Source organism: Micromonospora sp. DT229 (assembly GCF_049844505.1).
Classification (GTDB): domain Bacteria; phylum Actinomycetota; class Actinomycetes; order Mycobacteriales; family Micromonosporaceae; genus Micromonospora.
In genome coordinates this window covers 182,467-209,407 of record NZ_JBNCLD010000007.1, presented here as the reverse complement: position 1 = coordinate 209,407, position 26,941 = coordinate 182,467, and the positions used below count along the sequence as shown (strand labels likewise).

Below are 26,941 nucleotides of genomic sequence, written 5' to 3'. Positions count from 1 at the left end.
ATGCCGGCCGCCACCCCGACCGGACGGCGGGTGCTGATCGTGGGCGCCGGTGTGGTCGGCCTGCTCACCGCGCTGGAGTGCGCCCGTCGCGGCGACGAGGTGACCGTGCTGGACCAGGGGCCGATCCCCAACCCGGCGGCGGCCTCCTTCGACCAGCACCGGGTGGTTCGCGCCCTGCACCTGGGCGACCCGGCGGCCACCCGGGCGGCGGCCGTCCTGCCCGGACGCTGGGCGGAGCTGCAAGGTCTGCTGGCCACCCCGATCTATCGCCGGGTGGGTGTCCTGGTCGTCCAGTCCGTCACCGAGGCGACCGACAACCTGCGCCTGATGCGCGCAGCCGGAGTCGAGGGCGAGCTGTTGGAGCCCCGGCAACTGCGGCAACGGCTGGCGCATCTGACCTTCCCGGGGCAAGCCGCCGGTCTGCTGGAGCCCGGGGCCGGGGTGCTGCTGGCCCGTCGGGTGCTGACGGAGACAGCCCGGTGGCTGCGGCAGCACGACGGGGTGCGGCTGCTGCCGTACCACCGGGTGGTCGAGGTGGACCCGGCCGCCGCCGCAGTCACCCTGGCCGGGGGGTCGACCCTCGCCGGTGACCTGCTCTTCGTGGCGGCGGGGGCCTGGTCCCGGTCGCTGCTGGCCGGGCTGCTCCCGGCACCGGTGACCCTGTACCGGCAGAGCATGCTCTACCGGCGGCCCGACCCGGCGGAATCGACCGCCTGGAACTCGACCCCGGTGGTGATGTTCCGCACCGGCCCGCAGGCCGGAGGTTGGCTGCTGCCCCCCGGGGCCGACACCGACCTGAAGGTGAGCACCCAGGCGGTGTGCCGGCCGGTCGAGCGGATCGGCTCCCGGCGTACCCCGCCGTCGCGGCGCCGAGCGCTGAGCCACCTGCTCAGCTCGATCGTGGCCGGCGGGATGGCACCCGCGCCCGCCCGAACCCGGGAGTGCTACTACCTGGCCGACCAGGCCACCGGTGGTGCCCTCCTAGCCCGTCTGGGCCCCTCCCCGTCGCCGACCTGGGCCTACGCGGCCTGCGGCGGCGGCGGATTCAAGACCGCGCCGCTGATCGCCGAGAAGGTGGCCGGACTGCGCGCACCCCCACCCGGCCTGGACACCTCCCGCAGACGGGGCACGGCACATCATCGGAAGGAAGCGGTATGAAACCCCATGACGGGATGCTGCTCGTGGTTGGCAGCGGACTGAGCGTCTACCGGGAGTACCTGGTCTCCTCGGCGTCCCGCCGGGCGCGGGAGGCCGGCTACGACCTCTGGCTGATCAACGGCACCACCCCTACCTGGCAGCGGCCCTACCTGGCCGGCTGGACGGTGACGAACGTCCACGACCATGACAACCTGGCCGCCACCGCCCGGAAGCTGGCCGCCACCCATCGGGTCGTCGGGGTGCTCTGCTGGGACGAGCCCCTGGTGCTGCCCAGCGCCATGATCGCCGCCGAGTTGGACCTGCCCGGCCTGGGCACCGACGGAGTCCTGGGCTGCCGGGACAAGCACCGTACCCGCCAGCTGCTGCACGCCGCCGGGCTGACCCAACCCGCGCACGGCTACGCCACCAGCCCGACCCAGGCCCGCGAGCTGGCCGCCTCGATCGGCTACCCGGTCGTGGTCAAGCCCCGGGCCCTGGGCGCCAGCATCGGGGTGGTGCTGGCCGAGGACCAGGCCCAACTGGACCGCGCCTACCAGGTGGCGGCGCAGGCCAGTCTCGCCGGTGACCAGCCCTACCAGGGTGGTGCCCTGATCGAGGAGTACCTGGACGGTCCGGAGGTCAGCATCGACGGAGTCGTCGTCGACGGCGACTACCGGCCGATGTACCTGGCCCGTAAGCAGACCGGGTGGGAGCCGTACTTCGAGGAGATCGGCCATGTCGTCGACCCCGCCGACCCGCTGCTGGCCGACCCCGCGCTGCGGGACCTGCTGGCCGTCAGCCACCGGGTGCTCGGCATCGGCTTCGGGATGACCCACACGGAGGTCAAGCTGACCCGCCGGGGTCCGGTGATCGTCGAGGTCAACGGGCGCCTCGGTGGAGACCTCATCCCGTACCTCGGCAAGCTGGCGACCGGGATCGACCCCGGTGAGGTACTGGTGGAGGTGGCGACCGGCAACCAGCCCCGGTTCACGGTCGAAAAGCGCAGGGCGGCCGGGATCCGGTTCGGCTACCCCCCGTACGACTGCCGGGTCACCGAGCTGTCCCTGCCGCAGCCGGACCCGGCGGCCGGCCTGGTCTCCGCCGTGGCCATGGTCGGACCCGGCACGGAACTTCGCCTGCCCCCCGGCGGCTACATCGCCCGGCACTCCTTCGTGGTCTGCACGGCGGCCGATCCGGACACCTGCACCACCCGGCTGGGACAGGCGATCGACCGGGTACGGCTGGCGGCCGAACCCCTGCCCCCACCGCCGGAGGGGACCCCCTTCCAGATGCCGGCCGGACTGCTCGACGTCGAGGACGACGGATCACCGGGACCACTGACCGACGCTGCCCGGGAGCGACTGTGACACCCCACATCGAGCAGGCCATCTACGGCCTGGTCTCCACCCCCGTGCTGCACCTGGTAGACCGGCACGACATCCTCACCTGCCTGATCAAGAACGGGCCGCTGTCCGCCGGTGCGGTCGCCGACCAACTCGGTCTCGACGGTGACACCGTGGAGCGGCTGCTGCTGGTCTGTGTGACGTTCGGGATCGTGCGGCGTGACCCCGCCGGTGCGTACCGCCTGACCGAGGAGGCCCTTCCGCTGTTCGACCGGGGCAACGCCCGGTACATCGGCGGTTTCGTCGAGCACCTGACTCTCGGGGCGGCCGAACGGATGCAGCGGCTGGAGGAGTACCTGCGTCGGGGCAAGGCCACCGTGGACGCCACCCGCGAGGGCCCGTACGACATCTTCTACCGCGACGAGGAGTCCACCCGGGAGTTCATGGACGCCATGTGGCACCTGAGCCACGGGGTGTCCAAGGAGTTGGCCGCCCTGGCCGACCTGCCCGCCGCCGGTCTGCTGGTGGATGCGGGAGGTGCCAACGGGCCCTTCGCGGCCGCCGCGCTACAGCAGTCTCCCGGGCTGCGGGCCGTCGTGTTCGACCTGCCGCCGGTACGTCCCCACCTGATCCGCGCGGGGCTGGCCGCCGGGGTGGCCGACCGGCTGGACTTCGTGGCCGGTGACTTCTTTACCGAGAACCTGCCGCCCGGTGATCTGGTCTCGCTGGGCTACGTGATGTCCAACTGGCCGGACGAGGAGTGCCTGCACATCCTGCGCAACGCCTACCGGGCGTGCGCCGTGGGCGGCCGGGTCCTGGTGATGGATCGACTGTTCGCCGACGACCACACGGGCCCGTTGGCGACCTCGGTGATGAACCTGCTCATGCAGCTGGAGACCCGGGGGCGGCACCGGACGACGGCCGAGTACCTCGCCCTGCTGACCGAGGCCGGCTTCACCGACTGCACGGTGCGTCGGTCCACCGGCGACAAGCATTTGATCATCGGTCACAAGGCCGGTGACCAGCGCGACCGGTCCGCCCCGGCCGGGGGAGACGAGGGGGCATGACAGCGACCTTCGACCCGCGGCGACACGGCATCCACCTGCTCGGTCGGCCCGAGGTGATCGCCGACCCCACCGGCTACTTCGACGCCGTCGCCGAACTCGGTCCCCTCTTCTTCGACACGGTGGCCCGGGTGTGGGTGTGCTCCGGGTACGCCGAGACCGCGGAGATCCTCTCCGACCACCGGCGGTTCCGCTCGGCCCGGATCCACTCCGCGCAGACCCTGACCTCGCGCGGGCTGTCGGAATTCGCCGGAGTCGGCGGGATGCTGCTCGAACAGATGATCTTCATGGATCCGCCCGATCAGGTCGAGATCAGAGCGGCGGTACGCGACCAGTTCGCCCCGTCCAGGGTGCGTCAGCGCGACCCGGAGCTGCGGGACATCGCCACCGCCATGGTCGAGGCCCTGCCGGAGCGCGGTGAGGTGGACCTGGTCGAGGAGTTCGCCCAGCGGTTGCATGTCGCCCTGGCGGAGACCCTGCTGGCGGTCACCGGTCAGCCGCAGCGGCTGGTCGCCTGGGCCGACGCCTACGGTCGGCTCATCGGCAGTCTGTCCACCCTGCCGAACCTGCGAGACCGGGCGGTACTGCCGGTCCTCGACGAGGCCATGGCCTACTTCCGGGCCGAGGCGCGGCGACGGCTCACCGAACCCGGGCCGGACCTGGTCAGTTCCCTGGCGCAGGCCCTGGCCGGCCGCCCCCGCAAGTCGGACCGGGACACCGAGTACGGTCTGGAGACCGTGGCGGCCAACTGTGTCGTCTTCACCGCCGGTGGCTACCAGACCCTCACCCACCTGGTCTGCACCGGACTGCTGCACCTGGCCGCCCACCCCGACCAGCAGGCCCTGCTGCGGAACCGGCCGGAGCTGATCGACCAGGCGGTCGACGAGTTCATGCGGATCGACGGTTCCAGCCAGTACCTGGCCCGTCAGGTGGCCGAGGACCTGGAACTGGCCGGGGTGGCCCTGCGGGCCGGGCAGTCCGTCGTCGTGCTGCCCGGGGCCGCCAACCTGGACCCCCGCAGGTTCACCGACCCCCGCAAGCTGGACATCACCCGCCAGCAGGGCCGGCACCTGGGGTTCGGGATGGGCCGGCACCACTGCATCGGCGCACCCTACGCCGAGCGGCTGGCCGGCTGGGCGATCCTGGCCTTCCTGGACCGGTTCCCCCACTACCGGCTGGCCGACCGAGCGGACGCGGTGCAGTGGGGTCCGCACGTGAACACCCGCTGCCCGGCGCACGCCTGGACGATGCTGCACCCGGCCGATGAGCAGGTTCCGGCCGTGGGTGCCGACCTGGACCGCCACCCACGGCCGGAACCGGTTACCCGGATCACCGCGGACCCGCAACCGTCCGGCTGTCCGGTCACTGCGGTCGCCCCGGTCAACCCCATCGCGTCGGTCCCGGCCGTCACGCCGGCCAGCGCCGTCGAGCTGGTCCCGGCCGTCGCACCGGTCGACCCGGTTCAGCAGGTCACCCCGGTCGCGCCCGCCACCCCGGGGCAGACCGCCGACCCGTGGTACGAGCAACTCGTCACCTGGAACGACACCGCCGCGCCACTGGGGACCCGGCGCCTCTGGCATGAGGTGTTCGCACACCGGGCCGGGCTGGATCCCGAGGCCGTGGCGGTACTGGACCGGGGGGTGCCGCACACCTACCGGGAGGTCGAGGAGCGGGCCAACGCCCTGGCCCGGGAGCTGCGTACCCGTGGGGTGGAACCGGAGAGCGTCGTCGGTGTGGTCCTGGATCGCTCCGTCGAACTGCTGATCGCCACCCTGGCGGTCGGCAAGGCCGGCGGCGCCTTCCTGCTGGCGGAACACACCTGCCCGCCGGAGCGGCTGCGAGTCATGCTCCAGGAGGCCTCGGTGGGGATCGTGTTGACCGATCCCGTCTCGGCGGCCCGGCTGGCGGCCCGGCAACTGGCGACCGACCTGCTCGTCGTCCCGGACACCGGTCGGGCACCGACGGCACCGGTGACCGGGGTGGCGCCCGGCAACACCGCGTACGTCGTCTTCACCAGCGGTACCACCGGCAAGCCGAAGGCCATCGCGATCTCCCACGAGGCGATGGTGAACCTGCACCTGGCGCAGCGGCGGGTGTTCGGCATCCGTCCCTCGGATCGGGTGCTCCAGTTCCTGTCGCCCAACTTCGACGGCTGCGTGTTCGACCTGACCATGGCCGCGCTGGGTGGGGCGGTCCTGGTGACCGTGCCGCTGACGGAACTGACCGTCGGGCCGCCCCTGCTGCGCACGATGCGCAGGTACGGGATCACCGTGGCCACCCTCACCCCCTCGGTGTGGGCGGCGCTGGCCCCGGACCCCCTACCCGACCTGCGGATCGCCGCAGCGGCCGGGGAGCGGTTGCCGACCGGGGTGCTGCGGCGGTGGGCCGCACCCGGTCGACGGTTCCTCAACCTGTACGGTCCGGCCGAGACGGCGGTGTGGGCGACCTGGCACGAGTGCGACCCGGCCGAGGAGGAGCCGCCGATCGGCCGACCGGTGCCGAACAAGCGGGTGTACGTCCTGGACGAGGCGTTGCGACCGGTGCCGGTCGGGCAGCCCGGTGAACTGTGCATCGGCGGCCTCGGGGTGGGGCGTTACCTCGGCCAGCCGGAGCTGATGGAGCAGAGGTTCCGGCCCGATCCCTTCGACACCCGGCCGGGGCGGCTGATCTACCGCACCGGGGACATCTGCCGGTGGCGTCCCGAGGGCACCCTGGAGTACCTGGGCCGACGGGACCGGCAGGCGAAGATCAGGGGCCAGCGGGTCGAGCTGGACGAGGTCGAGCGGATTCTCCAGGACGCCCCCGGGGTGCTTCAGTGCAGTGTGGTGGAGCGCGACGGGCAGCTGACCGCGCTGGTCGTGCTCGACGTCTCGGCCGGGGGCCGGGACGCCGTACGCGGTCGGCAGGAGGAGATCACCGCCCACCTGGCGAGCCGGCTGCACAGTGCCATGATCCCGTCACGATTCGAGTTCCTGGACGAACTGCCCCGGACCCTCACCGGCAAGACCGGCCACGGCTCCACCGAGCAGCGGGATGCCGCTGTCCGCGAGCCTCTCCCGCCCACCGCCGTGAACCCCCCGGCACCCCCCTCGCCGGCGGCCCCAGCACCGGCACCCCCCTCGCCGGCACCGCCGCCGGTCCCGACGCCTGCGGTCCCAGCACCGGCGGTCTCGACGCCGACATCGCCGGCTGCGGTGCCGCCCCTGACCGACCAGCAGACCTTCACCCGGCTGACCCGGCTCACCTGGCGGATCGCCCGGATCTTCGCCACCAGCCTCCAGGTCCCGCAGCACCGGATCAGGGCGGACTCGGACTTCTACTCCCTCGGCGGCGACTCCCTGGCCAGCGCCGAGCTGCTGGCCGCCCTGGAAGCCGAGGCAGGACTGCTGCTCGACGTGGAGGACCTGTTGATCAAACCGACGCCGGAGGGCATCGCCACCCAGCTCATCAGTCGACCCAGGATCGGAGCACCGACATGAGCCCGGTAGCGGTACGCCCCGCCCTGGTGACCCTGCAGGAGCCGCCCGACACCGACACCACCGGCACGGTGGTGCTGGTGCACGGCACCCTCGACCGGGCGGCGAACTTCCGTACGGTGGCCCGTCACCTGCCCAACTGGCGGGTCGTCGGCTGGGACCGGCGCGGCTGGGCCGGCTCCCACGACCTCGGCGACGAGCACACCACCCTGCGGCACCATGTCGAGGATCTCTGCGAGATCCTCACCGAGCTGCCGGGTGCGGTCGTCGCCGGCCACTCCTACGGTGGGCTCGTCGCCCTCTGCGCGGCGGCCCAGCGACCGGATCTGCCGGCGGCCGTCGTGGCCTTCGAACCACCGATCCGCTGGCTGCCCTGGTGGCAGCCCGAGGTCGAGGCCGGCGGCACCGGCGAGGCCGATCCGGGCGAGGCCGTGCAGTCCGTGCTGCGGCACATCCTCGGCGAGGCGGGCTGGGCCCGGTTGAGCCCGCAGTCGCGGACCGACCTCCAGCGGCAGGGCCCGACCCTGCTGGTGGAGATGGGCGACCCCAGCCAGGACGAGGTGGCCTTCGAGCCGGCGGAGCTGTCCGTACCGGTGGTGGTCGCCGCCGGCACCCGCTCCCTGCCCCACCACCGCGAGGTGGCCCACCGGATCTCCGTGCTCGTCCCCCGGGGCGAGTTCGTCACCATCGCCGGGGCCGGTCACGCGGCACATGTCAGCCACGCCCGCGACTTCGCCGGTCTGGTCGACCGGGCCGCGTCGCTGGCCACCGGAGAGGAGCGAACCCAGTGACCGTCGCGATCGCCGAGCGCAGTTGGCGCCGACTGGCCGACGAGCTGACCGGTCGGCTCTGGCTGCCGAACCAGGCGCCGTACGACGCCAAGCGGAGCCTGTTCAACAAGCGCTACGCCGATGTCCGCCCGGCTGCGGTGGCCTCCGTGCGGACCGTGGCGGACATCCAGCACTGCCTGCGGTGGGCCGGGGAGATGAACCTGCCGGTGGTGGCCCGGTCCTCCGGCCACAGCTACGCGGGCTATTCGGTCAACGAGGGCCTGGTGATCGACCTGTCGGCGCTGAACACGGTCACCGTGCAGGCCACGACCGGTCTGGTGACGGTCGGCGGCGGCACGACCATGGCGGATCTGTATCCGGTGCTGCAACAGCATCAGGTGGCCTTCCCGGCCGGTAACAGTCCTACGGTCGGCATCGGCGGGTTGACCCTGGGCGGGGGAGTGGCGGCGGTCTCCCGGGCCTTCGGCCTCACCTGTGACGCCCTGGTCGAGACGACCGTGGTCACCGCGCAGGGCCGGGTCCTGCGGTGCGACGCGACCGAGAACGCCGATCTGTTCTGGGCCTGTCGCGGCGGGGGCGGCGGCAACTTCGGGATCAACACCTCCTTCACCTTCCAGGCGCGGGAGGTCCGGGACGTCTCCGTGTTCGCTCTGGTCTGGTCGGCGTCCGACCCGATCGAGCTGCTCACCGTGCTGCAACGGATCGTCGCGCAGGCCCCGGAGGAGTTCTCCACCCGACTGGGACTGGACACCAGCGGCTCGGAGCCCGGTCAGGCCGGGCAGAACCTCCGGGTTTCCGCGGTGGGCCTGTTCCTGGGTTCGGCCGACGAGCTGCGGCAGCTCCTGGCGCCGGCCTTGGAGGTGGCGGTCCCGGACCGGTGTCACCTCGCCGAGATGGACTACTGGGCGGGCGACGAGTTCCTCCGGCACGACACCTCGGCCGACCGGTTCGCCGCGCGTACCCGGGTGACCGCCGAGCCCCTGTCCGCGGAGGTGCTGGAGATCCTGGTGTCCCGACTGCGGGACTGGCCGGGCAGCGGCAACCCGGACGGTGCCGGGGTGGGGCTGTTCTCGTGGGGTGGGGCGATGAACCGGATCCCCGCCACCGAGACGGCGTTCGTCCACCGCGACGCCCTCTTCCTGGTCTGCATGGACACCTCCTGGACCGGACAGGACGCCCCCGACCGGGTCGCCGCCAACCAGCGGTGGCTGGCGGAGACGTACGCGGCCACCGGCGGACACCTGCCACATGCCGCGTACCAGAACTTCACCGACCCCGATCTGCGGGACTGGCAGACGGCCTACTACGGAGTCAACTATCCGCGGCTGGTCGAGGTGAAGCGCCGCCACGACCCGGACAACCTGTTCCGGTTCGACCAGAGCATCGGTTCCTGACAGCGGCTGCTCATGGGCTGCGGAGCCCATCGGCATCAGGTCACCCGAAGGAGAACGGCATGGCCACGAACCCCCGCATCAGCTATGACGGTCGGCGCTTCCGCAGACCCGAGGAGGTCACCGACAGCGGCGCGCCGACGGCGATCTACCACCAGCAGGGCGACCTGGTCTGGGCGGAGGTCGCCGGTGGCGAGGTACGCCGTGGCTCCCTCGTGGGCCGGTGCGCCGAGGACGGCACCCTGGCCTTCTCCTACAGCATGGTGCTGCAGGGCGGCGAAGTGATCTCCGGCCGGAGCACCAGCCGGCCGGAGATCCTCGCCGACGGGCGCATCCGGCTGCACGAGGAGTGGGAGCGATTCGCGCCGCGCGCCAGCGCGGGCACCTCCGCCATCGAGGAGGCGACCTGCTGAGCCCGACCGCCGTCCCCCATCCATCCACTGTGTACGGCTACAGGAGGCCGGCATGACCGGTACGGCACCCGGGGTGATCGAGTCCTTCCGGGCCACCCCCCGCTCGGTCCGGTATCTGTTGGCGGGCGTCTTCGTCAACCAGCTAGGCGCCTTCGTCCAGATGTTCCTCGTGCTCTACCTGGTGCATCGGGGCCTGTCCGTCAACCAGGCCGGTCTGAGCCTGAGCGTCTTCGGCATCGGGGCGGTGGCCGGCACCGTGCTCGGGGGTGAGCTGACCCATCGCCTCGGCAGCCGCGCCACCATCGCCGTGACCATGGTCGGCTCCGCCGTGCTGATCGGGCTCATGCCCTGGGTGAGTACGCCGGGCCGCTATCCGGCGCTGTTGACGGTCACCGCGCTGGCCGGGATGGCCACCCTCGCCTACCGGCCGGCGGCCGCCGCGATGCTCAGCGACCTGATGCCCGAGCAGCACCGCGTCATGGCCTTCTCGATGATGCGGATAGCCATGAACGCCGGAACGGCGGTGAGTCCCCTGCTGGCCGCCGCCGCGATCGCGGTCAACTGGAACCTGCTGTTCTGGATCAACTCCATCACCGCGCTGGCGTACGCCGTACTGGCGATCACCCTGCTGCCCGGCCGGAGCCGCACCGCAGAGCGTCCGGGGTCGGCCGAGGCCGGGAGCACCCCGGCGGCCGGGTACCTGACCATGCTGCGCGACACCCGGTTCCTCGTCTACCTGGCGGCGATGCTGCTCAGCTCGATGATCTACGCGCAGTTCACCGCCGTACTGCCGCTGAGCCTCGCGGCGGCCGGTCATCCCGCCGTCATCTACAGCGCGGTGCTCACCCTGGCCTCGGTCATCCTGATCACCTGCGAGTTGAAGGTCACCACTGTGGTGCGGCGCTGGCCGCCGGGGATCGCCGGTGGCCTGGGCACCCTGCTGTTCGCCATCGGGATCGCCGGGTACGGACTGCCCGGCGGGTCGCTCACCCTGGTCGCGATCTGCACCTTCGCCCTGGTCGCCGGCATGATGATCAGCGGACCGACCATGTTCGCCCACGCCGCGACCGCACCCGCCCCGGTCAAGGGCCGCTACATCGGGGTGGCGCAGACCATGTACGGCCTGGGATTCGCCCTGGGCCCCGCGGTGGGCCTGCTGGCCTGGAACCGGGTCGGGGTCGGGGTCTGGCTCCTCTGTGCGGTGATCGGGGTGCTCTCCGCGGCCTGTGCGGCGATCGGCGTCCGACGCCCCTTCAGTGCCACCACCGAGCAGCCGAAGGCCGACTCCGCCTTGTCCGGGCCGCCCAGGTCCGTCCGGGGCAGGCGGGTGGTCCTCAAGCGCCGGTGGTAGCGAGCCGGTCAGTGTCGGGCGGTCGGTGAGGGGGTGGCGCTGCCGCCCTGGGGCGCCTCGTACGCCATCAACTCCGCGATGGCCGCCCGGTCGGCGGTCGACGGCAGACCCCAGCCCGGGCGGTACCCGTACACCTCCCGCAGTGGGGTGGAGGTGGTCCGGCCGCCGAGGATCTCCACGGCGTCGGTGTCGATCAGAGCGGGATGTTCGACACCGCAGGCCTCGGCCACCTTCATCAGGTCCCGCCGCAGGGTCTTGACGTAGTGCGCGGCGCGCACCGCCTTGGAGGTCGGGTGCAGGCCCCGGGCCAGCCAGGCGTTCTGGGTGGCCACCCCGGTCGGGCAGGTGTCGGTATGGCACTTCTGGGCCTGGATGCAGCCGATCGCCAGCATCGCCTCCCGGCCGACGGCCACCATGTCGCAGCCGAGGGCGAAGGCGACGGTGGCGTTGTCCGGCAGGCCCAGCTTGCCGGAGCCGACGAAGACCACCTGCTCGTGCAGGTCACGTTCGGCGAAGGTGGCGTAGACCCGGGTGAAGCCCTGCTGGAACGGCAGCGACACGGAGTCGGTGAAGATCAGTGGGGCGGCGCCGGTGCCGCCCTCGCCACCGTCGACGGTGACGAAGTCGACCCCTCGACCGGTGTCCCGCATCAGGTCGGTCAGTTCGGTCCAGAAGTCGAGGTCACCGACGGCGGACTTGACGCCGACCGGCAGACCGGTCTCGGCGGCCAGCAACTCCACCCAGTCGAGCAGACTGTCGCAGTCGGAGAACTCGGCATGCCGGGACGGGCTCACACAGTCCTTCCCGACCGGGATGCCCCGGGTGGCGGCGATCTCCGCAGACACCTTCGCCCCCGGCAGCAGCCCGCCCAGGCTGGGCTTGGCACCCTGGCTGAGTTTGATCTCCAGCGCCCGTACCGGGGCGTCGGCCACCAGGTCCTTCAGCCGGGCCAGGTCGAAGCGGCCCCGCCCGTCCCGGCAGCCGAAGTACGCCGTACCGAGCTGGAAGATCAGTTCCCCGCCGTGCCGGTGGTACGGCGACAGCCCGCCCTCACCGGTGTTGTGCAGACACCCGGCCAGCGCCGCGCCCCGGTTCAGCGCCTCCACCGCCGGCCCGGACAGCGAACCGAAGCTCATCCCGGACAGGTTCACCACCGACTCCGGTCGGAAGGCACGGGCCCGTCCCCGGGCCGCCCCGAGCACCTTCGCGCACGGCAGCCGCACCTCGTGCCCGAGGGCTGGTGCGGACGGCGGCACCGCCCGGCCGAAGGTCCGGTGCTTGATGATCGGGTAGCCGGGGGTGAACTCGATGTCGTTGTCGGTGCCGAACCCGAAGTAGTTGTTCTGCTGTTTGGCCGAGGCGTACACCCAGCGTCGCTGGTCCCGGGTGAAGGGCCGCTCCTCGTTGTTGCCGGCCACTATGTACTGCCGCAACTCCGGCCCGATCGATTCGAGCAGATAGCGGGCCCGGCCCAGCAGGGGAAAGTTGCGCCGCAACGCGTGTTCGCGTTGCAGCAGGTCACGGGTGGCGACGGCGGCGAGCGCGGCGACGGCTGCCGGTACGGCGTGGCGGGCCCATCTCATCTCGGCACACTTTCCGCCGCCGGGCCGGATCAAACGTCTGCCGAGTTCAGGTCGGCGCCGCTGCCGAGGTTTCCTGGCTCAGCCACCCGGGTAGGTCGGGCCGGACGTATCACCCGCCCCTGTGGAGGACCCTTCGATGCGAGAGAACTTCGGCGACGCGGTGGGGGACACCCTCCGCTCGATACTGCTCTTCCTGCCCCGCGCCGTCGCCTTCGTGGCGATCCTGGTGGCCGGCTGGCTGATCGCCAAGGCGGTCCTGAAACTGGTGGACCGGCTGCTGGAACGGGTCGGGTTCGACCGGGCCGTCGAGCGTGGCGGTATCCGTCGGGCATTGGCCAACTCCCGGTACGACGCCAGCGACATCGTCGCCCGGCTGGCCTACTACGGGGTGCTGCTGCTCACCCTCTACCTGGCCTTCGGCATCTGGGGGCCGAACCCGATCTCCGACCTGATCGCCGGGGTCATCGCCTGGCTGCCGCGCGCCTTCGTCGCGATCGTCATCGTGGTCGTCGCAGCAGCGATCGCCAGCGCGGTCAAGGACATCATCTCCGGGGCCCTCGGCGGCCTGTCGTACGGCCGGCTGCTGGCCACCATCGCCTCGGCCTTCATCCTCGGTCTGGGCATCATCGCCGCCCTCAACCAGATCGGCGTCGCCACCGCCGTGACCACCCCGGTGCTGATCGCGGTGCTGGCCACCGTCGGCGGCATCCTGGTCGTCGGGGTCGGCGGCGGCCTGGTCCGGCCGATGCAGAGCCGCTGGGAGTCCTGGCTGTTCCGCGCCGAGCAGGAGTCGCGCACCATCGCCGAGCACGCCCGCGCCTACTCCGCCACCCGCCGGGAAGCCGAGCAGCGCCCGACCGCCCCGGTCCGCACCGAGTCGGCGGCCCCCGGTTACGCGGAGCCGGCCGTCGCGGTTCACCCCGACCCGGTCCACCCTGACCCGGCCACCCCCGCCCACACCGACCCGGTCACCCCGGCCGCGGGTGTGCCGACCGAGCCGACCTTCAGCGCGCCGCCCGCTACTTCCCCGACCACCTCGGCCGCGACCGACACGGCCGCTTCGCGCGGTGACCGGGCCGGTGAGGTCGGCGCCTACGACGACCCGGAGGCCACCCAGGTGGTCAGCCTCCCGGGCCGCGACAGTGACCCGACGACCCCGTTGCCCCGGCAGGACGACCCGGAGGCCACCCAGGTCACCACGTCGGCACCGGAGGTGCCGACCCAGCGCACCGCCGACGACAGCGAATCGACAATCATCCTGCCCCGGCCGGACGACGAGACCCGCCGCTGAGACCCTCGTGGTACGGGGCCCCGGGCGGGGCCCCGTACCCGTGTCGACAGGGGCAGCGGCCAGCCGCCGCGCCGACTACCATCGCCGCCATGAACCGGCGACATTGATGCCCTGATCGAGGCCGTGGGCCGCCGACGGATGCCGTACCCGCGCATCCGTCATCCCGTCCCACCCGGAAGGCCTCATGATCCCCACCATCGCCGGGGGCCGCCGCCTGGCGTCCACCCTCTACGCGTACGCGTTCCTCACCGACCTGGTCCTGCTGTACCCGGTGTACGCCCTGTTGTTCGCCGACACCGGACTGTCCGTCGGGCAGATCTCCTCGCTGTTCGTGATCTGGTCGGTGGCCGGCATCCTCCTGGAAGTGCCCTCCGGTGCGTGGGCCGACGCCACCTCCCGGCGGTTGATGCTCTGCCTCGGGCCGCTGTGCTCCGCCGCCGGTTTCGCCCTGTGGACGACCGTGCCCTCCTATCCGGCGTTCGCGTTCGGGTTCGTCCTCTGGGGAGCCGGTGCCGCCCTGGCCTCCGGTGCGCTCGAAGCACTGGTCTACGACGAACTCGACCACCTGGGACTGGCGGACCGCTACGCCCGGGTCATCGGCCGGGCCCGTACGGCCGGCACCCTCGGCGTACTGGCTTCGATCCTGCTGGCCGGGCCGGTACTCGGGCCGGGTGGCTATCCCGCCGTCGGCCTGGCCAGTGTGGTGGCCTGCCTGTCGGCCGCCGCCGTCGCCGTCGGCTTCCCCGAGCACCGACACCCCGGCGCCGTCGCGTCGACGGAGCCGCAGGCACCGGACGGCTCTCAGGCCGGGTCCGCCGACGAACCCGGCTGGTGGCCGGGCCTGCGAAGCGGCCTGGTCGAGGCCCGACAGGACCCAGCGGTACGCCTGGGTGTGCTGCTGGTCGCGGCGGTGACCGCGATCTGGGGTGCTCTTGAGGAGTACACCCCACTGCTGGCCCGGGACACCGGAGTCGCCCTGACCACGGTGCCGTTGCTGCTTCTGCTGCTGACGGTCGGCCAGGTGGCCGGTGGGCTGCTGGCCCCGGTCGGCGGACGGCTGCGCACCCGGGGGTACGCCGTCCTGCTGGCCGCCTCGGCATCGGCCCTGGCCGGTGGGGCGTTGCTGCGGCACCCGGCCGGCTTTCTGCTGCTGGCGGGGGCATTCTGCGGATTCCAGCTCGCCTCGGTGCTGGCCGAGGCACGATTGCAGGCCCGGATCACCGGCACCCGGCGGGCCACGGTCACCTCGCTGGCCGGGATGGCCACCGAAGTGATCACCATCGCCACGTACGTCGGGTTCGGGGTGGTGGCCACCGCAGGTGGCAACGGCACGGCCTTCGCCCTGGCCGCCCTGCCGTACCTGCTGATCGCGGTGCTGATGCTCGGCGGCGGTCGGTGGCGCCCGGTGCCTTCCCGCGGCTGCCCGTCTGAGCCCGGTCGGAGTCAGGGCCGGTCGACGTCCAGGTAGACCCAGCGTCCGTCCTCGCGGACGAAACGGCTGCGCTCGGTCATCGTGGCGGCGCCGGCGGCGTCGCGGTAGTGCGCGCGGAACTCGACCGTGCCGGTGCTGTCGAACAAGCCGCCCTGCTCGGTGCCGACGACCTCAAGGCCGGTCCACCGTTGGCCGGGATCCAGGATCAGCCGCGCCGGCCGGGTGCTGCTGTGCCAGCTGTGCAGCAGGTAGTCCCGGTCACCGACGGCGAAGGCGGCGTACCGGGAACGCATCAGGGCCTGCGCGGTCGGCGCCTGCGCCGCACCGCGATGCAGCCGCCCGCAGCAGTCCCCGTACGGCAGACCCTGCCCGCACGGGCACACTCCCACCGGATCGGGTCGGGGCGCTGATCTGCTGTCTCGTCGTGCCATGGCCCCATCCTCGCCGGGCCCGCCGCACCCGGACCCGCCGGGGTGCACCCTGCACCCGACCGGCCTGGTCTCCGCCGGGGATCACCGGCGCCAGAGGGTCGCGGCCTCGGCCGCATGACGACGGCGTCGGGCCAGGATGACCGCCCCGCCGAGCGAGGTGAGCAGCAGGGTGGCGCCGGCTACGAGGGTGCCCACCCCGCCGTCGGCCCGATCGCCGGCCTGCGCGCCGCCGATCGGGGTCACCGTGAAGGTTGCCCTGCCACCCGGCGTACCGTCGCCGCAGGTGGCCGCCACGGTGTACGTACCCAGGGTGAAACCGGCCGTGAACAGGTCCGCGCTCAACCCGCCGCCCGCCCTGGCGGTGGTGGAACGGACATTCTGGTCACGGCCGGGTCCGGTGACTCGAAAGAGTGCGTCGCCGGAGTCCGGGCCGCAGGTCGTCGCGGTGAGCACGGCGGTACCGCCGACCGGGGTGGTCGACGGCGACACGGTGGTGTCGGCCAGCGCGGCACCCGGCAGGAGCAGAGCCCCGAGCGCGAGACCAACCGCTGCCGGTACGCCGACTGTGGTCGCCTTCATCCGCCTCTTCCCTCACTTTCGTCCGCTGCCTGCACGAGACGCTGTTCGGGGGCCACCTCCGCTGAGACCAACACTATTGGCCCCGCCCGCTGCGTCGGCCAGAACTCCGCCGCCTCCGCGCCTGCCAGCCGAGCCACTGCACACCCCTGTCCTGCCCTGTCCGGTTGGGGCCTTCATCGGCTCCGTTTCGCCGAAATGGCGGTTTCCCACCGCCCAGGACCCCGCCGTTACGGCGTAACGGCGGGGCTGGCTGTCCGTCCCGCCGCTACACGGGGTGTCCCGGCTGCCGGGCGTGGGTCGCCCGAGCCGGGGTCGTGTCGTCTGCCCGTTGGTCTCCCCGTTGCGCATCCGTGTTCCGGCCCGTCCGTTTGTGGCCTTGATCGACTCCGTTACGCCGCGATGGCGGTTTCCCGCCGCTTCGGTCCCCGCCGTTTCGGCGTAACGGCTCGGTCCGGCTGCCCGTCTCGCCGCTGTTGGGGGGTGTCCCGGCTGCCGGGCGTGGGTCGCCCGAGCCGGGGGTCGTGTCGACTGCCTGTTGATCTCCCCGTTGCGCGTCCGTGTTCCGGCCCGTCCGGTTGTGGCCTTGATCGACTCCGTTACGCCGTAATGGCGGTTTCCCGCCGCCTTGGTCGCCGCCGTTTCGGCGTAACGGCGTGGGCCCGCTGCCGTCCGTCGCTGCACGGCGGTGTCCCCGCCGCCCGGGGGTGGGTCAGCCGCCGGGGGTGGGTCACCCCGGGGCTGTGGGGTCGTATCGGTTGATCGTCCGGATGTCCGGCCTCGGCGGTTTCTGGCGATGGCGGCTGCCGGCCCTGCCCATCCGGGGAGACGGGGCCAGTCCTCCTGGTGCGGGCTTGGAGCCTCGGGTCCCTGGTGTGGAGTCAACGAGCAGATTCGGGGCAGGCCCGTTCTGGGGCTGTGGGGGTGTTGGTGGGTGTGGTGTCCGGTCTGCCTGGGTTCAGCTCGGGAATGATGGCGGCTCGCAGGTCGTTGGACATCCCTGACCGGCCGATGCATGCCTTCTGATCTGGGCAGATGGCTCCGCGAGTCTTTGGCCCGGCGGGAATGACGGCGGGTGGCCGGTCGTTGTACATGGTCCCGGCGCCGCGAAGGCCCCATGCCTCGTGCGAAAGCCCTCAGCCCGCGAAGGGCCCCGGGGTCTCGTGCGCGATAGGTCCCCCGGCCTCGTGTGTCAGCCGGTGATCTCCCCCTTGTTCTTTCGGCGCCTGATGGCGTTCGCGCGCACCCGTTTCCCCCCTTTTCGTGGTGTGTGTCTACCCCCGAATGGAGCTTGGTCATGAACTCGATCTTCCGTAACAGCGTGCTCGGTATTGCTGGTGTGGCCCTCGCCGGTGGTGTCTTCGCCGGCCCGGTGGCCGGTCATACGGATGCCACCCCGGTGAAGTCGAGCCCGGTGGCCGTGGTGAAGGCCGACAAGCCGGACACGGGCAAGCTGATCCCGCACGGCGTGCAGGGCGCCCAGTCGCGGATCGACCTGAACGACGAGCAGGTCGCCAACACGAAGGCGATCATCGCCGCCACGAAGAAGAACGGTATGGACGAGCGTGCCGCTGTGGTGTCGATCGCCACCGCGTTGCAGGAGTCGAAGCTGGAGAACCTGGGTCACCTCGGTGACCGCAACGACCACGACTCGCAGGGTCTGTTCCAGCAGCGTCCGTCCAGTGGTTGGGGCACGGTGGAGCAGATCACCGACCCCGAGTACTCCACCACCGCGTTCCTGAAGGGTCTGAAGCAGGTTGATGGTTGGCAGGACATGCCGTTGACCAAGGCCGCCCAGACCGTGCAGGTGTCGGCGTACCCGGACCACTACGCCCAGTGGGAGCAGCAGGCCGCCGACCTGGTCGCCCAGCACTGGAACAGCTGACCAGAACTGGAACAGCTGACCTCGATAGACATTCCTCCACAGGGGGAGCAAGAAACCGTTGGCCGGCACCCGAACCCGGGCGCCGGCCAACGGCCGTCTACACCCCCGCCACTTCCATCGATCCCACCGACATCCACTCCGCTGCCGCAGGCGTTGACCGGGGGCCTTTCTTGCACCTGGGTGGGGGTGTGGAAGCGTGGGTGGGGGAGGTGGGCCCGTTGGATGAGGTTGATCTCGCCCTGGTCGGTGGGGGTGGGGCCGCGTCGCTCGTGTTGGCCGCTCTGGCCCGGCATGGTGTGCAGGACCTGGGGGTCGCGGTCGTCGATCCGGTCCACCGGCGCGGCCAGGACCGGACCTGGGCCTTCTGGGACCGGCCGGGCAACGACCTGGACGAGTTGCTCACTGCCAGTTGGTCGCGGGTCGAGGTGGTCACCGCCCAGACGCACCACACCCTGGACGTGACCCCGCTGCGGTACGCGATGCTGCGGTCCACCCCGATCTACGACCGTGCCGCCGAGGCCGAACGTCGGCTGGGGGTGACCCGGGTGCTCGCCGGTGCCGACACCTTGTCCGACCACGGCGACGGGGTGCTGGTGGGCGGCGGTGCGGATCGGCCGGTGCTGCGCGCCGGTTGGGTGCTGGACTCCCGGCCCCGGCCTCCGGAGCGACCCGGGCGGACGAACTGGTTGCAGCACTTCCGGGGCTGGTGGCTGGAGGCCGACCGGCCGATCTTCGACCCGGCCCGGGCCGTACTGATGGACTTCCGTACGCCGCAGCCGACCCGGGGGGTGTCCTTCGGGTACGTGCTGCCGGTCAGCGACCGGTACGCCCTGGTCGAGTACACCGAGTTCTCCCCGCACCTGCTCACCGGGGCGGCCTACGACCGGGCCCTGGCCGGCTACTGCGACCTGCTGGGTCTGGACCCGGCCCGGTTCACCGTCGCGGAGGTGGAGAACGGGGTCATCCCGATGACCGACGGCCCCTTCGTCGCCCGACCCTCGCCCCGGGTGGTGCGCCTGGGCACCGCCGGGGGCGCCACCCGCCCGTCCACCGGGTTCACCTTCGCGGCCATGTACCGACAGGCCGACCAGGTGGCCCGGGCCCTGGCCGCCGGGCGGCCACCGGTTCCGGCCTCGGCGTACCCCCTTCGGCATCGCTGGATGGACGCGGTGGCGCTGCGGGCCCTGGACCGTGGCCTGGTCGACGGGCCGGAGTTCTTCGGCCGACTGTTCGACCGCAACCCGGCGTCGCGGGTGCTGCGTTTCCTCGACGGGGCGACCACCGTGGCCGAGGACCTGGCGGTGATGCGGTCGACCCGGCTGCTGCCGATGCTGGCCGCCACCGTGGGAGATGCCGGCGACCGGCTGCGCCAGCGGCTCGTACGGTCGCCTCGACCGGCCTGGACGGTGCCGCCGCCGGTGGTCGGACCCGACCACCCACCGGGCCGGTCGGTAGAAGACGCCGCCGGTGAGGGCGACCGGGGTTCACCGGTTCGCTGACCCGCGCGGCCGGTAGTTCGGCGGTCCGGGCGGCTTCGGTAGGTTGGGCGCCATGGCGGACGAGGGGACCGGCCGGGTCGTGCAGATCTGGACCGACGGCGCGTGCAGCGGCAATCCCGGCCCGGGTGGCTGGGGTGCGGTGCTGCGCTACGGCACCCACGAGCGGGAGATCTGCGGCGGGGAGGCCACCCCGACCACCAACAACCGGATGGAGTTGACCGCCGCCATCAGGGCCCTGGAAAGCCTGACCCGACCGGTGACGGTCGAGTTGCACACCGACAGCACGTACGTGCGTAACGGCATCACCAGTTGGCTGGCCTCCTGGAAGCGCAACGGCTGGCTGACGGCGGCCAAGCAGCCGGTGAAGAACGCCGACCTGTGGCAGCAGCTGGAGGCGGCCTGCTCCCGGCACCGGGTCACCTGGCTGTGGGTCAAGGGCCACAACGGGCATCCGGAGAACGAGCGGGCGGACGCCCTGGCCAACCAGGGGATGACCGAGGCGCGGGCCGCCCGGGTGTGACCCCCTACCCCTCGCAGGGCGGTCAGCGTCGCCGGGCGCGGCGGGGGGTCAACGGCAGGGCCGACCAGTGGGCGGGCCGATCCAGCCCGGCCGGTAGGCGGGTCTGCCGGTCACCACGGGCCGCGTCGACCTGGGCCTGGTGCAGGAACAGGGCCTCGGAGAGGTCCGCGCCCCGCAGGTCCGCCCCGCGCAGATCGGCACCGGTCAGATCGGCTCGGGTCAGGTCGGTGCCGCGCAGGTCCGCCCCGATCAGGATCGCGCCGCGCAGGTTGGCCCGGCGCAGGTCGACCCGGCGCAGGTCCCGGCCGACGAGCACGGCACCCCGGTGGTCGGCACCGGCGGCGCCGCCGCGGGTGCGGGCCAGTTCGGCGGTACGCGACAACAGCACGTTGAGCTTCGCGCGGTGCCGGTCGAGGTCGAGGGCCAGCAGGTCCTGCGGGGTGCCGGCGGCCAAGGCGTCGGTCTCGGCCTGTGCGGTGGACAACTGTGCGGCCAGTTCGGCCGGTGGCCGCAACCGCAGTGCCTCGGTCAGGTACCACAGCAGTTCGTGCAGCGAACGCATCACCGCGAAGACGTCGAACATCTGGCCGGCGTGCTCCGGTGTGGAACGCCAGTCCCGCCCACCGAAGGTCTGCTGGGCCACCCGTTGACCGGCGCCGAAGCAGTCGAAGACGGTGCACCCGGCGAAGCCGCGCTCGCGTAGCTGGGGGTGGACGCCGCAGCCGAAGTCGGCGCCCAGGTTGCGGCACGGCTGCCCGGCGGGTTTGTCGACCGCGAAGTCGGCTGACGCGGCGAAGGCGGGGGCGACGCAGCAGAGACCGAAGCAGCGGGCACAGTCGGCCCGCAGCCCACCCTTCACCGTCATCTCCGACACCTTGCCCGCCCCCGTTCGCTGATCTCCTGCCGCCACTCATTGTTCCCGCTGGGCCAGCCCGGTCACCCGCCGGGCCAGCCCGACCGTCCACCGGTCGGGCCGCGGGCGTCGGCGTCGATCAGGGGGCGTGGCGCTGGCCGGTACGGGCCCAGCGCAGCAGGGCGGTGAAGGCCAGCGCGGCGGTCACCGCCCCACCGGCGAGGCGTACCCAGTGCCCGGCGACGAACTCGTCGGCGACCTGACGCAGGTACTCCGGTGAGTGGGTGCCGGCCGGATCGACGAACATGATCTCGTTGCGGGGCCAGAAGAAGACCACCGAGAACAGGAACTCGCAGGCGACGAAGACCACTGTCGCGGCGACGATCCACCACCGCAGACTCCGCTGACGCCAGGTGAGCACCGTGGCGGCGATGCTCAGCAGCACCACGGAGGCGCCCAGCGGGGGAAAGTAGTCGCTGGGGCCGCTGACGGCGAGGAACTCGCGGGCCCGGTCCAGGGAGGCCGGCGGATCGTGGAAGACATTCGGGTAGAGCATCACCGTCTCGGCCGCCACCCCGCCGAACGACATCATGGCCGCCCAGGTCAGGCCGACGAGGGCCGACCAGATGAGTTTGCCGCGCACTGCATCCTCCCCGCGTTCCGGTGCCCTGCCGGGCACGTCGAGCTGCTGCGCGGCCAACGCTAGGGACAGTCGGGTGTGGCGCCTGCCGTCCGTCGACCCGAACACCTGTCGCCTGTCGACGTACGCCGGCGCCGGTCGGGCACGTCGCCGGGCGTACCCCGCCCGGACGACAGGTGGGGGTGGTCGCCCGGGACGGACCGGGTGATCACCTGGCCCGTTCGGCGGCGACCAGTTCCCGGGTGGCCGGTGCCACCTCGGCGGCGAACCGGCGCAGATCCTCGGGGTCGTCGCTGCTCAGGATGAAGGTGCTGATCCCCTCGGTCAGGCTGAGGTCGGCCAACTCCTCGGCCCACTGCTCCGCCGGACCGTGCAGCGGGCCCTGGCCGGTCGAGGCGAACCGTCCGTCGATGTTGAGCAGGCGGCGTACCTCGGCGGGGGAGCGGCCGGCGGCGGTGGCGGCCTCGTCGATGATGGCGTTGCCTCTGGCCAGGTCGCCGGGTTGCAGGTAGGGCAGCGACGGCAGCCACCCGTCGGCGCGGCGTCCGGTCAGTGCCAGCATCCGTGGCTTGTACGCCCCGAGCCAGATGGGCACCTCGTGGGCCGGGGCCGGGCCGCGCTTGGCGCCGACCATCCGGTAGAACTCGCCGTCCACTCGTACGCCGCCCCGGGGCTCGGGGTCCCAGATCTGGCGGATGACCTCGATCGCCTCCTCCAGCGCCCGTACCGCCTGGGCGGGGGCCAGCCGTCGTCCACCCATCGCCTCGATGGCGTCCCAGAAGGCTCCGGCCCCCAGCCCGAGCGCCGCGCGGCCCCCGCTGAGCAGGTCGAGGCTGGCGGTGGCGCGGGCCAGCAGCGCCGGTGGCCGCAGCGGCAGGTTGATCACGTTCGCGGACAGTTGTACCCGGCTGGTCCGGGCCGCCACGAAGGTCATCAGGGTCCAGGTGTCCAGGAAGGCGGGCTGGTAGGGATGGTCCTGGAAGGTGACCAGGTCCAGCCCGACCTGCTCGCTGAGTACGGCCAGTCGGACCGGCTGGGTCGGGTCGGCGTTGACGGGGGTCGGGGCCGACCCGAAAGTCAGGTCGTGTCCGTAGTCGCTCATCGCGGTCGTCCTTCCTGAGAGCGGAGATCGCCAATGCTATGCCGGAAACGCCTGATGGCGGCGTTGACCGGCCCGCTCCACCCCGCGCAGCGGGACCACCCGCCTCCCCACTTCGCCGTAGCCTGCACGAGGTGCGGATAACCAAGTACACCCACTCCTGCGTCCGGCTCGAACACCACGGCCGGGTGCTCGTCATCGACCCCGGCACCTGGAGTGAGCCCCGAGCGTTGGCCGGGGCGGACGCCGTACTGGTCAGCCACGAGCACATCGATCACATCGACGTGCTGCGGTTGGCCGGTCTGGGGGTGCCGGTCTTCGTACCGGAGGGTGCCGTGCTGCCGGATCTGGCCCACCTGCCGGTGACCCGGGTGCGGCCGGGGCAGGGGTTCACCGCCGCCGGGTTCGGGGTGATCGCGGTCGGTGGCCGGCACGCCACCATCCACGGCGGGCAACCGGACTGTGCCAACCTCGGCTATCTGGTCGACGAGGCGGTCTACCACCCGGGCGACTCGCTGCACCTGCCGGGCCGCCCGGTGCGGACCCTGCTGGTCCCGGCGCAGGCCTCCTGGCTCAAGCTCACCGAGGCGATCGACTTCGCCACCGCGGTCGGCGCCGCCGAGGTGTTCCCGATCCACGACGCCCAGCTCAACGACCGTGGCCTGGCCAGCGTCAACGGCTGGTTCGCCGAGACCGTCCCCGGCTACCGGTATCTCGCCCCGGGCGAGACCGCCTGAGGAAAACCCCGGTCGCGTACGGGATCCGCGCAGTTCCGCCCACCGCCGGGCAGACCGGATACCCTCGGGCGAGGGGCCACAGCAGGAGACGTGCGATGAGCGACGAGACCATGTCCACGATGCCGGCCGTGTTCTTCGGCCACGGCAGCCCGATGAACGCCCTGGAGGTCAACCGGTACACCGCCGCCTGGCGGGCCTTCGGTCGGTCGGTGCCCCGACCCCGGGCGATCCTGGTGGTCTCCGCCCACTGGTACATCGGCGCCACCGCGGTCACCGCGATGCCCCGCCCGAAGACGATCCACGACTTCTACGGCTTTCCGCAGGAGTTGTTCGACGTCCGCTATCCCGCCCCGGGCCTGCCCGAGTTGGCCGAAGAGGTCAGCGAGGTGGTGCACCCGACCTGGGTGGGGGCCGACCTGGACTCCTGGGGCATCGACCACGGCACCTGGTCGGTGCTGGTGCACGCCTTCCCCCAGGCGGACATCCCGGTCGTGCAACTGAGCATCAACGCCTTCAAGGGCCTCGACTACCACCTGGAACTGGGCGCGAAGCTGGCCCCGCTGCGTGAGCGGGGCGTACTGGTGGTGGCCAGCGGCAACGTGGTGCACAACCTCGGCGGGGTCGACCGCCGCCTGCTCGACCAGGGCTTCGACTGGGCCCAACGCTTCGACGAGGCGGCCAAGGCGACCATGCTGGAGGACCCGACCGAGGCCGGGCGCCTCGACGCCCACCGCGACTTCGGGCTCGCCGTGCCCACCCCGGACCACTTCATCCCGCTGCTCTACCTGGCCGGGCTGGCCGGGGCGGCCGGGCAGGGCACCGAGGTGCTGGTGGACGGGTACGCCTACGGGTCGCTGTCGATGACCGCGTACACCCTGGGTATTCCCGGCCGCGCCACCGAACCCCTGGCCGGCGCGCCGACCCTGCCCGAGGCGGTGCCGGCGGACTCCGCCAACATCTGAACACCGCGGCCCTGGTCACCGCCGCCCGCCAGGCCGCGCTGGTCCACCCCACCGGATAGGGTCCCCAGGCAGCGTCTCGCGTACCTGGAGGAAGAGCTGATGGCCCCGGACCACGTCGACGTGCTCATCGTGGGCGCCGGGCTGTCCGGCATCGGTGCCGCCTGCCAGCTGCGTCGGCGCTGCCCGGACAAGACCTTCGCGGTGCTGGAGGCCCGCGACGAGGTCGGCGGCACCTGGGACCTGTTCCGCTATCCGGGCGTACGCTCCGACTCCGACATGTTCACCCTCGGCTACTCCTTCGCCCCGTGGCGGGCCCCGAAGGCGATCGCCGAGGGCGCGACCATCCTCGACTACCTGCGCCGGACCGCCGACGAGTACGACGTCACCCGGCACATCCGGTTGGGGCACCGGGTGGTGCGGGCCGACTGGGACAGCAGGCAGGCCCACTGGACGGTGCTGGTCCGCCGCGCCGGCACCGCCGACACGATCACCCTCACCTGCGCCTTCCTGTACGCCTGCACCGGCTACTACCGGTACGAGGCCGGGCACACCCCGCACTTCGCCGGGCAGGACCGGTTCGCCGGACGGATCGTGCACCCGCAGCACTGGCCGGACGACCTGGACCTGCGCGACCGTCGGGTGGTGGTGATCGGCAGCGGCGCCACCGCCATCACCCTGGTCCCGGCGCTGGCCCGGCAGGCCGCCGAGGTGACCATGCTGCAACGCTCACCCACCTACGTGCTGGCGTTGTCCGCCCGCGACGGGTTCGCCGACGCCCTGCGTCGCCGGCTGCCGGCGCGGCTGGCCCACCCCCTGATCCGCTGGAAGAACCTCCTGGGGGTCACCCTCACCTATCAGTTCAGCCGGTGGGCCCCCGGGTTGATGCGTCGACTGCTGCGTCGGGGGGTGGCCCGCCGACTGCCGGCCGGCTACGACGTCGACCGACATTTCCGCCCCCGCTACGACCCCTGGGACCAGCGGTTGTGCGTGGATCCCGACGGGGAGTTGTTCGCCGCGCTGGCCGAGGGACGGGCCAGGGTGGTCACCGACACCATCGACGGTTTCACCGCGACGGGTATCCGCCTGACCTCCGGCACCGAACTGCCCGCCGAGGTGGTGGTCACCGCCACCGGGCTGGACCTGCTGGCCCTGGGCGGAATCACCCTGCGGGTGGACGGTGTCGACATCGACCTGGCGCAGACGGTCGCGTACAAAGGCATGATGCTCTCCGGGGTGCCGAACTTCGCCCTGACCCTCGGCTACACCAACGCCTCCTGGACCCTCAAGGCCGACCTGGTGGCCGAGTACGTGTGTCGGCTGCTGCGTCACCTGGACCGCACCGGCACCCAGGTCGTCACCCCGTCGGCCCCGCCGGACGATCGTCGGGCGCCGCTGATCGGGCTCAGCTCCGGGTACGTACGCCGGGGGGTCGAGCGCCTGCCCCGCCAGGGACACCGGGCACCGTGGCGAGCGCACCAGAACTACCTGCGGGATCTGCTGCTGCTGCGCTTCGGGCGGCTCACCGATCCCGGGGTCCGATTCAGCCGGGTCGACTCGGCACAACGGAGGTCTGTCGATGCGTAGGTTCGACTTCACCGGCGGCACCGCCGTGGTCACCGGGGCGGCCGGCGGCATCGGCGCCGCCCTGGCCCGGGGCCTGGCCCGCCGCGGCAGCGACCTGGTCCTGCTGGACCGCGACCCCGAGGGCCTCGAGGCGCTCGCCGCCGAACTGCGCGCGGCCGGACGGACGGTGCACACCCACCAGGTCGACCTGGCCGACGCGCAGGCCACCGCCGCCGTCGCCGAGCAGATCCGCGCCCGGCACCCCCGGCTGCGACTGCTGGTCAACAACGCCGGGGTGGCCCTCGGTGGCCGCTTCGACGAGGTGACCTTCGACGAGTTCAACTGGGTGGTGGAGGTGAACTTCCGGGCGGTGGCGCAGCTGACCCACGCCCTGCTGCCGACCCTCAAGGCCGAGCCCGGGGCGCATCTGGTCGCCGTCAGCAGCCTGTTCGGGCTGATCGCCCCGGCGGGCCAGGTGGCCTACTCGGCCAGCAAGTTCGCGGTACGCGGGTTCACCGAGGCGCTGCGCCACGAACTCGCCGCCGACGGCATCGGCGTCACCTGCGTACATCCGGGTGGGGTGCGTACCCGCATCGCCCGCGACGCCCGGGTGGGCAGCGGGGTGGACCGGGCCCGGTTCGAGGACGGCCGCCGGCGCTTCGAGCGGCTGCTGAGCATCGACCCGGCCATCGCCGCCGAGGCCATCCTGCGGGGGGTGGCCCGCCGTCGGGGCCGGGTCCTGATCGGCTGGTCGGCCCGACTGCCGGATCTGCTGGCCCGGGTGGCGCCGGCCGGGCACGGTCACCTGCTGGCCGCCCTGGGCCGGGCCGAGGCCCGAGGCGCCGAGCCGGCCACCCGTCCCGGCTCCGCCGCGCTGCCGAAGTAGCGCACACCCCCGCCGGAC

General features: G+C 72.2%; 23 protein-coding genes. 17 read left to right on the top strand and 6 right to left on the bottom strand.

Going from position 1 to position 26,941, the window contains the following annotated elements; translation table 11 throughout:
• The 8 genes from ACLQ2T_RS13965 to ACLQ2T_RS13930 are packed head-to-tail and all read left to right on the top strand — an operon-like array spanning nucleotide 1 to nucleotide 10,966.
• On the top strand, nucleotides 1–1,158 hold the full coding sequence (locus ACLQ2T_RS13965) for an NAD(P)/FAD-dependent oxidoreductase (RefSeq protein ID WP_425766491.1): 1,158 nt from the start codon (nucleotides 1–3) through the stop codon (nucleotides 1,156–1,158).
• Complete coding sequence (locus ACLQ2T_RS13960; RefSeq protein WP_425766490.1) at nucleotides 1,155–2,504, top strand: ATP-grasp domain-containing protein; 1,350 nt, start codon at nucleotides 1,155–1,157, stop codon at nucleotides 2,502–2,504. The genes ACLQ2T_RS13965 and ACLQ2T_RS13960 overlap by 4 nt, the downstream gene beginning before the upstream one ends.
• The gene (locus tag ACLQ2T_RS13955) at nucleotides 2,501–3,547 is read left to right on the top strand and encodes a methyltransferase (protein ID WP_425766488.1); all 1,047 of its coding nucleotides are present in this window, start codon (nucleotides 2,501–2,503) and stop codon (nucleotides 3,545–3,547) included. Before ACLQ2T_RS13960 ends, ACLQ2T_RS13955 begins: the two co-directional genes overlap by 4 nt.
• Complete coding sequence (locus ACLQ2T_RS13950; RefSeq protein ID WP_425766487.1) at nucleotides 3,544–7,023, top strand: amino acid adenylation domain-containing protein; 3,480 nt, start codon at nucleotides 3,544–3,546, stop codon at nucleotides 7,021–7,023. The genes ACLQ2T_RS13955 and ACLQ2T_RS13950 overlap by 4 nt, the downstream gene beginning before the upstream one ends.
• Nucleotides 7,020–7,811 (top strand): alpha/beta fold hydrolase, encoded by a 792-nt coding sequence (locus ACLQ2T_RS13945; RefSeq protein WP_425766486.1) that lies wholly within the window; start codon nucleotides 7,020–7,022, stop codon nucleotides 7,809–7,811. Before ACLQ2T_RS13950 ends, ACLQ2T_RS13945 begins: the two co-directional genes overlap by 4 nt.
• Entirely contained in the window at nucleotides 7,808–9,205 is a 1,398-nt protein-coding gene (locus tag ACLQ2T_RS13940) for an FAD-binding oxidoreductase (protein WP_425766485.1), read from the top strand. Before ACLQ2T_RS13945 ends, ACLQ2T_RS13940 begins: the two co-directional genes overlap by 4 nt.
• Nucleotides 9,206–9,264: 59 nt before the next feature.
• Nucleotides 9,265–9,615 carry a hypothetical protein gene (locus ACLQ2T_RS13935; protein ID WP_425766483.1) on the top strand — a complete coding sequence of 117 codons (351 nt, stop codon included), beginning with the start codon at nucleotides 9,265–9,267 and terminating at the stop codon, nucleotides 9,613–9,615.
• A gap of 52 nt (nucleotides 9,616–9,667) precedes the next feature.
• Nucleotides 9,668–10,966 (top strand): MFS transporter, encoded by a 1,299-nt coding sequence (locus tag ACLQ2T_RS13930; RefSeq protein WP_425766482.1) that lies wholly within the window; start codon nucleotides 9,668–9,670, stop codon nucleotides 10,964–10,966.
• Between the two features lie 8 nt (nucleotides 10,967–10,974).
• Here the strand turns inward: ACLQ2T_RS13930 and ACLQ2T_RS13925 are convergent, their stop codons facing one another.
• On the bottom strand, nucleotides 10,975–12,549 hold the full coding sequence (locus tag ACLQ2T_RS13925) for a glutamate synthase-related protein (RefSeq protein ID WP_425766481.1): 1,575 nt from the start codon (nucleotides 12,547–12,549) through the stop codon (nucleotides 10,975–10,977).
• Nucleotides 12,550–12,685: 136 nt separating this feature from the next.
• Between ACLQ2T_RS13925 and ACLQ2T_RS13920 the strand changes: the two genes are divergently transcribed.
• On the top strand, nucleotides 12,686–13,840 hold the full coding sequence (locus ACLQ2T_RS13920; RefSeq protein WP_425766480.1) for a mechanosensitive ion channel family protein: 1,155 nt from the start codon (nucleotides 12,686–12,688) through the stop codon (nucleotides 13,838–13,840).
• A 184-nt stretch (nucleotides 13,841–14,024) separates the two neighbouring features.
• On the top strand, nucleotides 14,025–15,308 hold the full coding sequence (locus tag ACLQ2T_RS13915; RefSeq protein WP_425766479.1) for an MFS transporter: 1,284 nt from the start codon (nucleotides 14,025–14,027) through the stop codon (nucleotides 15,306–15,308).
• Here ACLQ2T_RS13915 and ACLQ2T_RS13910 read toward each other — a convergent pair.
• The gene (locus ACLQ2T_RS13910) at nucleotides 15,284–15,703 is read right to left on the bottom strand and encodes a YchJ family protein (protein ID WP_425766478.1); all 420 of its coding nucleotides are present in this window, start codon (nucleotides 15,701–15,703) and stop codon (nucleotides 15,284–15,286) included. The genes ACLQ2T_RS13915 and ACLQ2T_RS13910 overlap by 25 nt on opposite strands.
• 81 nt (nucleotides 15,704–15,784) lie before the next feature.
• Complete coding sequence (locus ACLQ2T_RS13905; RefSeq protein WP_425766477.1) at nucleotides 15,785–16,282, bottom strand: hypothetical protein; 498 nt, start codon at nucleotides 16,280–16,282, stop codon at nucleotides 15,785–15,787.
• A 1,294-nt stretch (nucleotides 16,283–17,576) separates the two neighbouring features.
• Between ACLQ2T_RS13905 and ACLQ2T_RS13900 the strand changes: the two genes are divergently transcribed.
• From ACLQ2T_RS13900 to rnhA, 3 genes are all read left to right on the top strand, one after another.
• The gene (locus ACLQ2T_RS13900; RefSeq protein WP_425766442.1) at nucleotides 17,577–18,164 is read left to right on the top strand and encodes a hypothetical protein; all 588 of its coding nucleotides are present in this window, start codon (nucleotides 17,577–17,579) and stop codon (nucleotides 18,162–18,164) included.
• Nucleotides 18,165–18,364: 200 nt separating this feature from the next.
• Nucleotides 18,365–19,663 (top strand): lycopene cyclase family protein, encoded by a 1,299-nt coding sequence (locus tag ACLQ2T_RS13895; protein ID WP_425766642.1) that lies wholly within the window; start codon nucleotides 18,365–18,367, stop codon nucleotides 19,661–19,663.
• Nucleotides 19,664–19,715: 52 nt separating this feature from the next.
• On the top strand, nucleotides 19,716–20,183 hold the full coding sequence (gene rnhA, locus ACLQ2T_RS13890) for a ribonuclease HI (RefSeq protein ID WP_425766476.1): 468 nt from the start codon (nucleotides 19,716–19,718) through the stop codon (nucleotides 20,181–20,183).
• A 22-nt stretch (nucleotides 20,184–20,205) separates the two neighbouring features.
• Here the strand turns inward: rnhA and ACLQ2T_RS13885 are convergent, their stop codons facing one another.
• From ACLQ2T_RS13885 to ACLQ2T_RS13875, 3 genes are all read right to left on the bottom strand, one after another.
• Nucleotides 20,206–21,048 (bottom strand): pentapeptide repeat-containing protein, encoded by an 843-nt coding sequence (locus ACLQ2T_RS13885; protein WP_425766475.1) that lies wholly within the window; start codon nucleotides 21,046–21,048, stop codon nucleotides 20,206–20,208.
• 127 nt (nucleotides 21,049–21,175) lie between these two features.
• Entirely contained in the window at nucleotides 21,176–21,679 is a 504-nt protein-coding gene (locus ACLQ2T_RS13880) for a DUF1772 domain-containing protein (protein WP_425766474.1), read from the bottom strand.
• Nucleotides 21,680–21,884: 205 nt separating this feature from the next.
• Complete coding sequence (locus ACLQ2T_RS13875; RefSeq protein WP_425766473.1) at nucleotides 21,885–22,778, bottom strand: LLM class flavin-dependent oxidoreductase; 894 nt, start codon at nucleotides 22,776–22,778, stop codon at nucleotides 21,885–21,887.
• A gap of 131 nt (nucleotides 22,779–22,909) precedes the next feature.
• On the opposite strand from ACLQ2T_RS13875, the gene ACLQ2T_RS13870 reads away from it, so the two are divergent.
• The 4 genes from ACLQ2T_RS13870 to ACLQ2T_RS13855 all read left to right on the top strand — a co-directional run bounded on the left by ACLQ2T_RS13870 (nucleotide 22,910) and on the right by ACLQ2T_RS13855 (nucleotide 26,923).
• Nucleotides 22,910–23,512 carry an MBL fold metallo-hydrolase gene (locus ACLQ2T_RS13870; RefSeq protein ID WP_425766472.1) on the top strand — a complete coding sequence of 201 codons (603 nt, stop codon included), beginning with the start codon at nucleotides 22,910–22,912 and terminating at the stop codon, nucleotides 23,510–23,512.
• A gap of 95 nt (nucleotides 23,513–23,607) precedes the next feature.
• Entirely contained in the window at nucleotides 23,608–24,474 is an 867-nt protein-coding gene (gene ygiD / locus ACLQ2T_RS13865; protein ID WP_425766471.1) for a 4,5-DOPA dioxygenase extradiol, read from the top strand.
• 96 nt (nucleotides 24,475–24,570) lie between these two features.
• Complete coding sequence (locus ACLQ2T_RS13860) at nucleotides 24,571–26,058, top strand: flavin-containing monooxygenase (protein WP_425766641.1); 1,488 nt, start codon at nucleotides 24,571–24,573, stop codon at nucleotides 26,056–26,058.
• A complete protein-coding gene (locus tag ACLQ2T_RS13855) occupies nucleotides 26,051–26,923 on the top strand; it encodes an SDR family NAD(P)-dependent oxidoreductase (protein ID WP_425766470.1) in 873 nt (290 codons plus the stop codon). The genes ACLQ2T_RS13860 and ACLQ2T_RS13855 overlap by 8 nt, the downstream gene beginning before the upstream one ends.
• The last annotated feature ends 18 nt before the right edge of the window (nucleotides 26,924–26,941 follow it).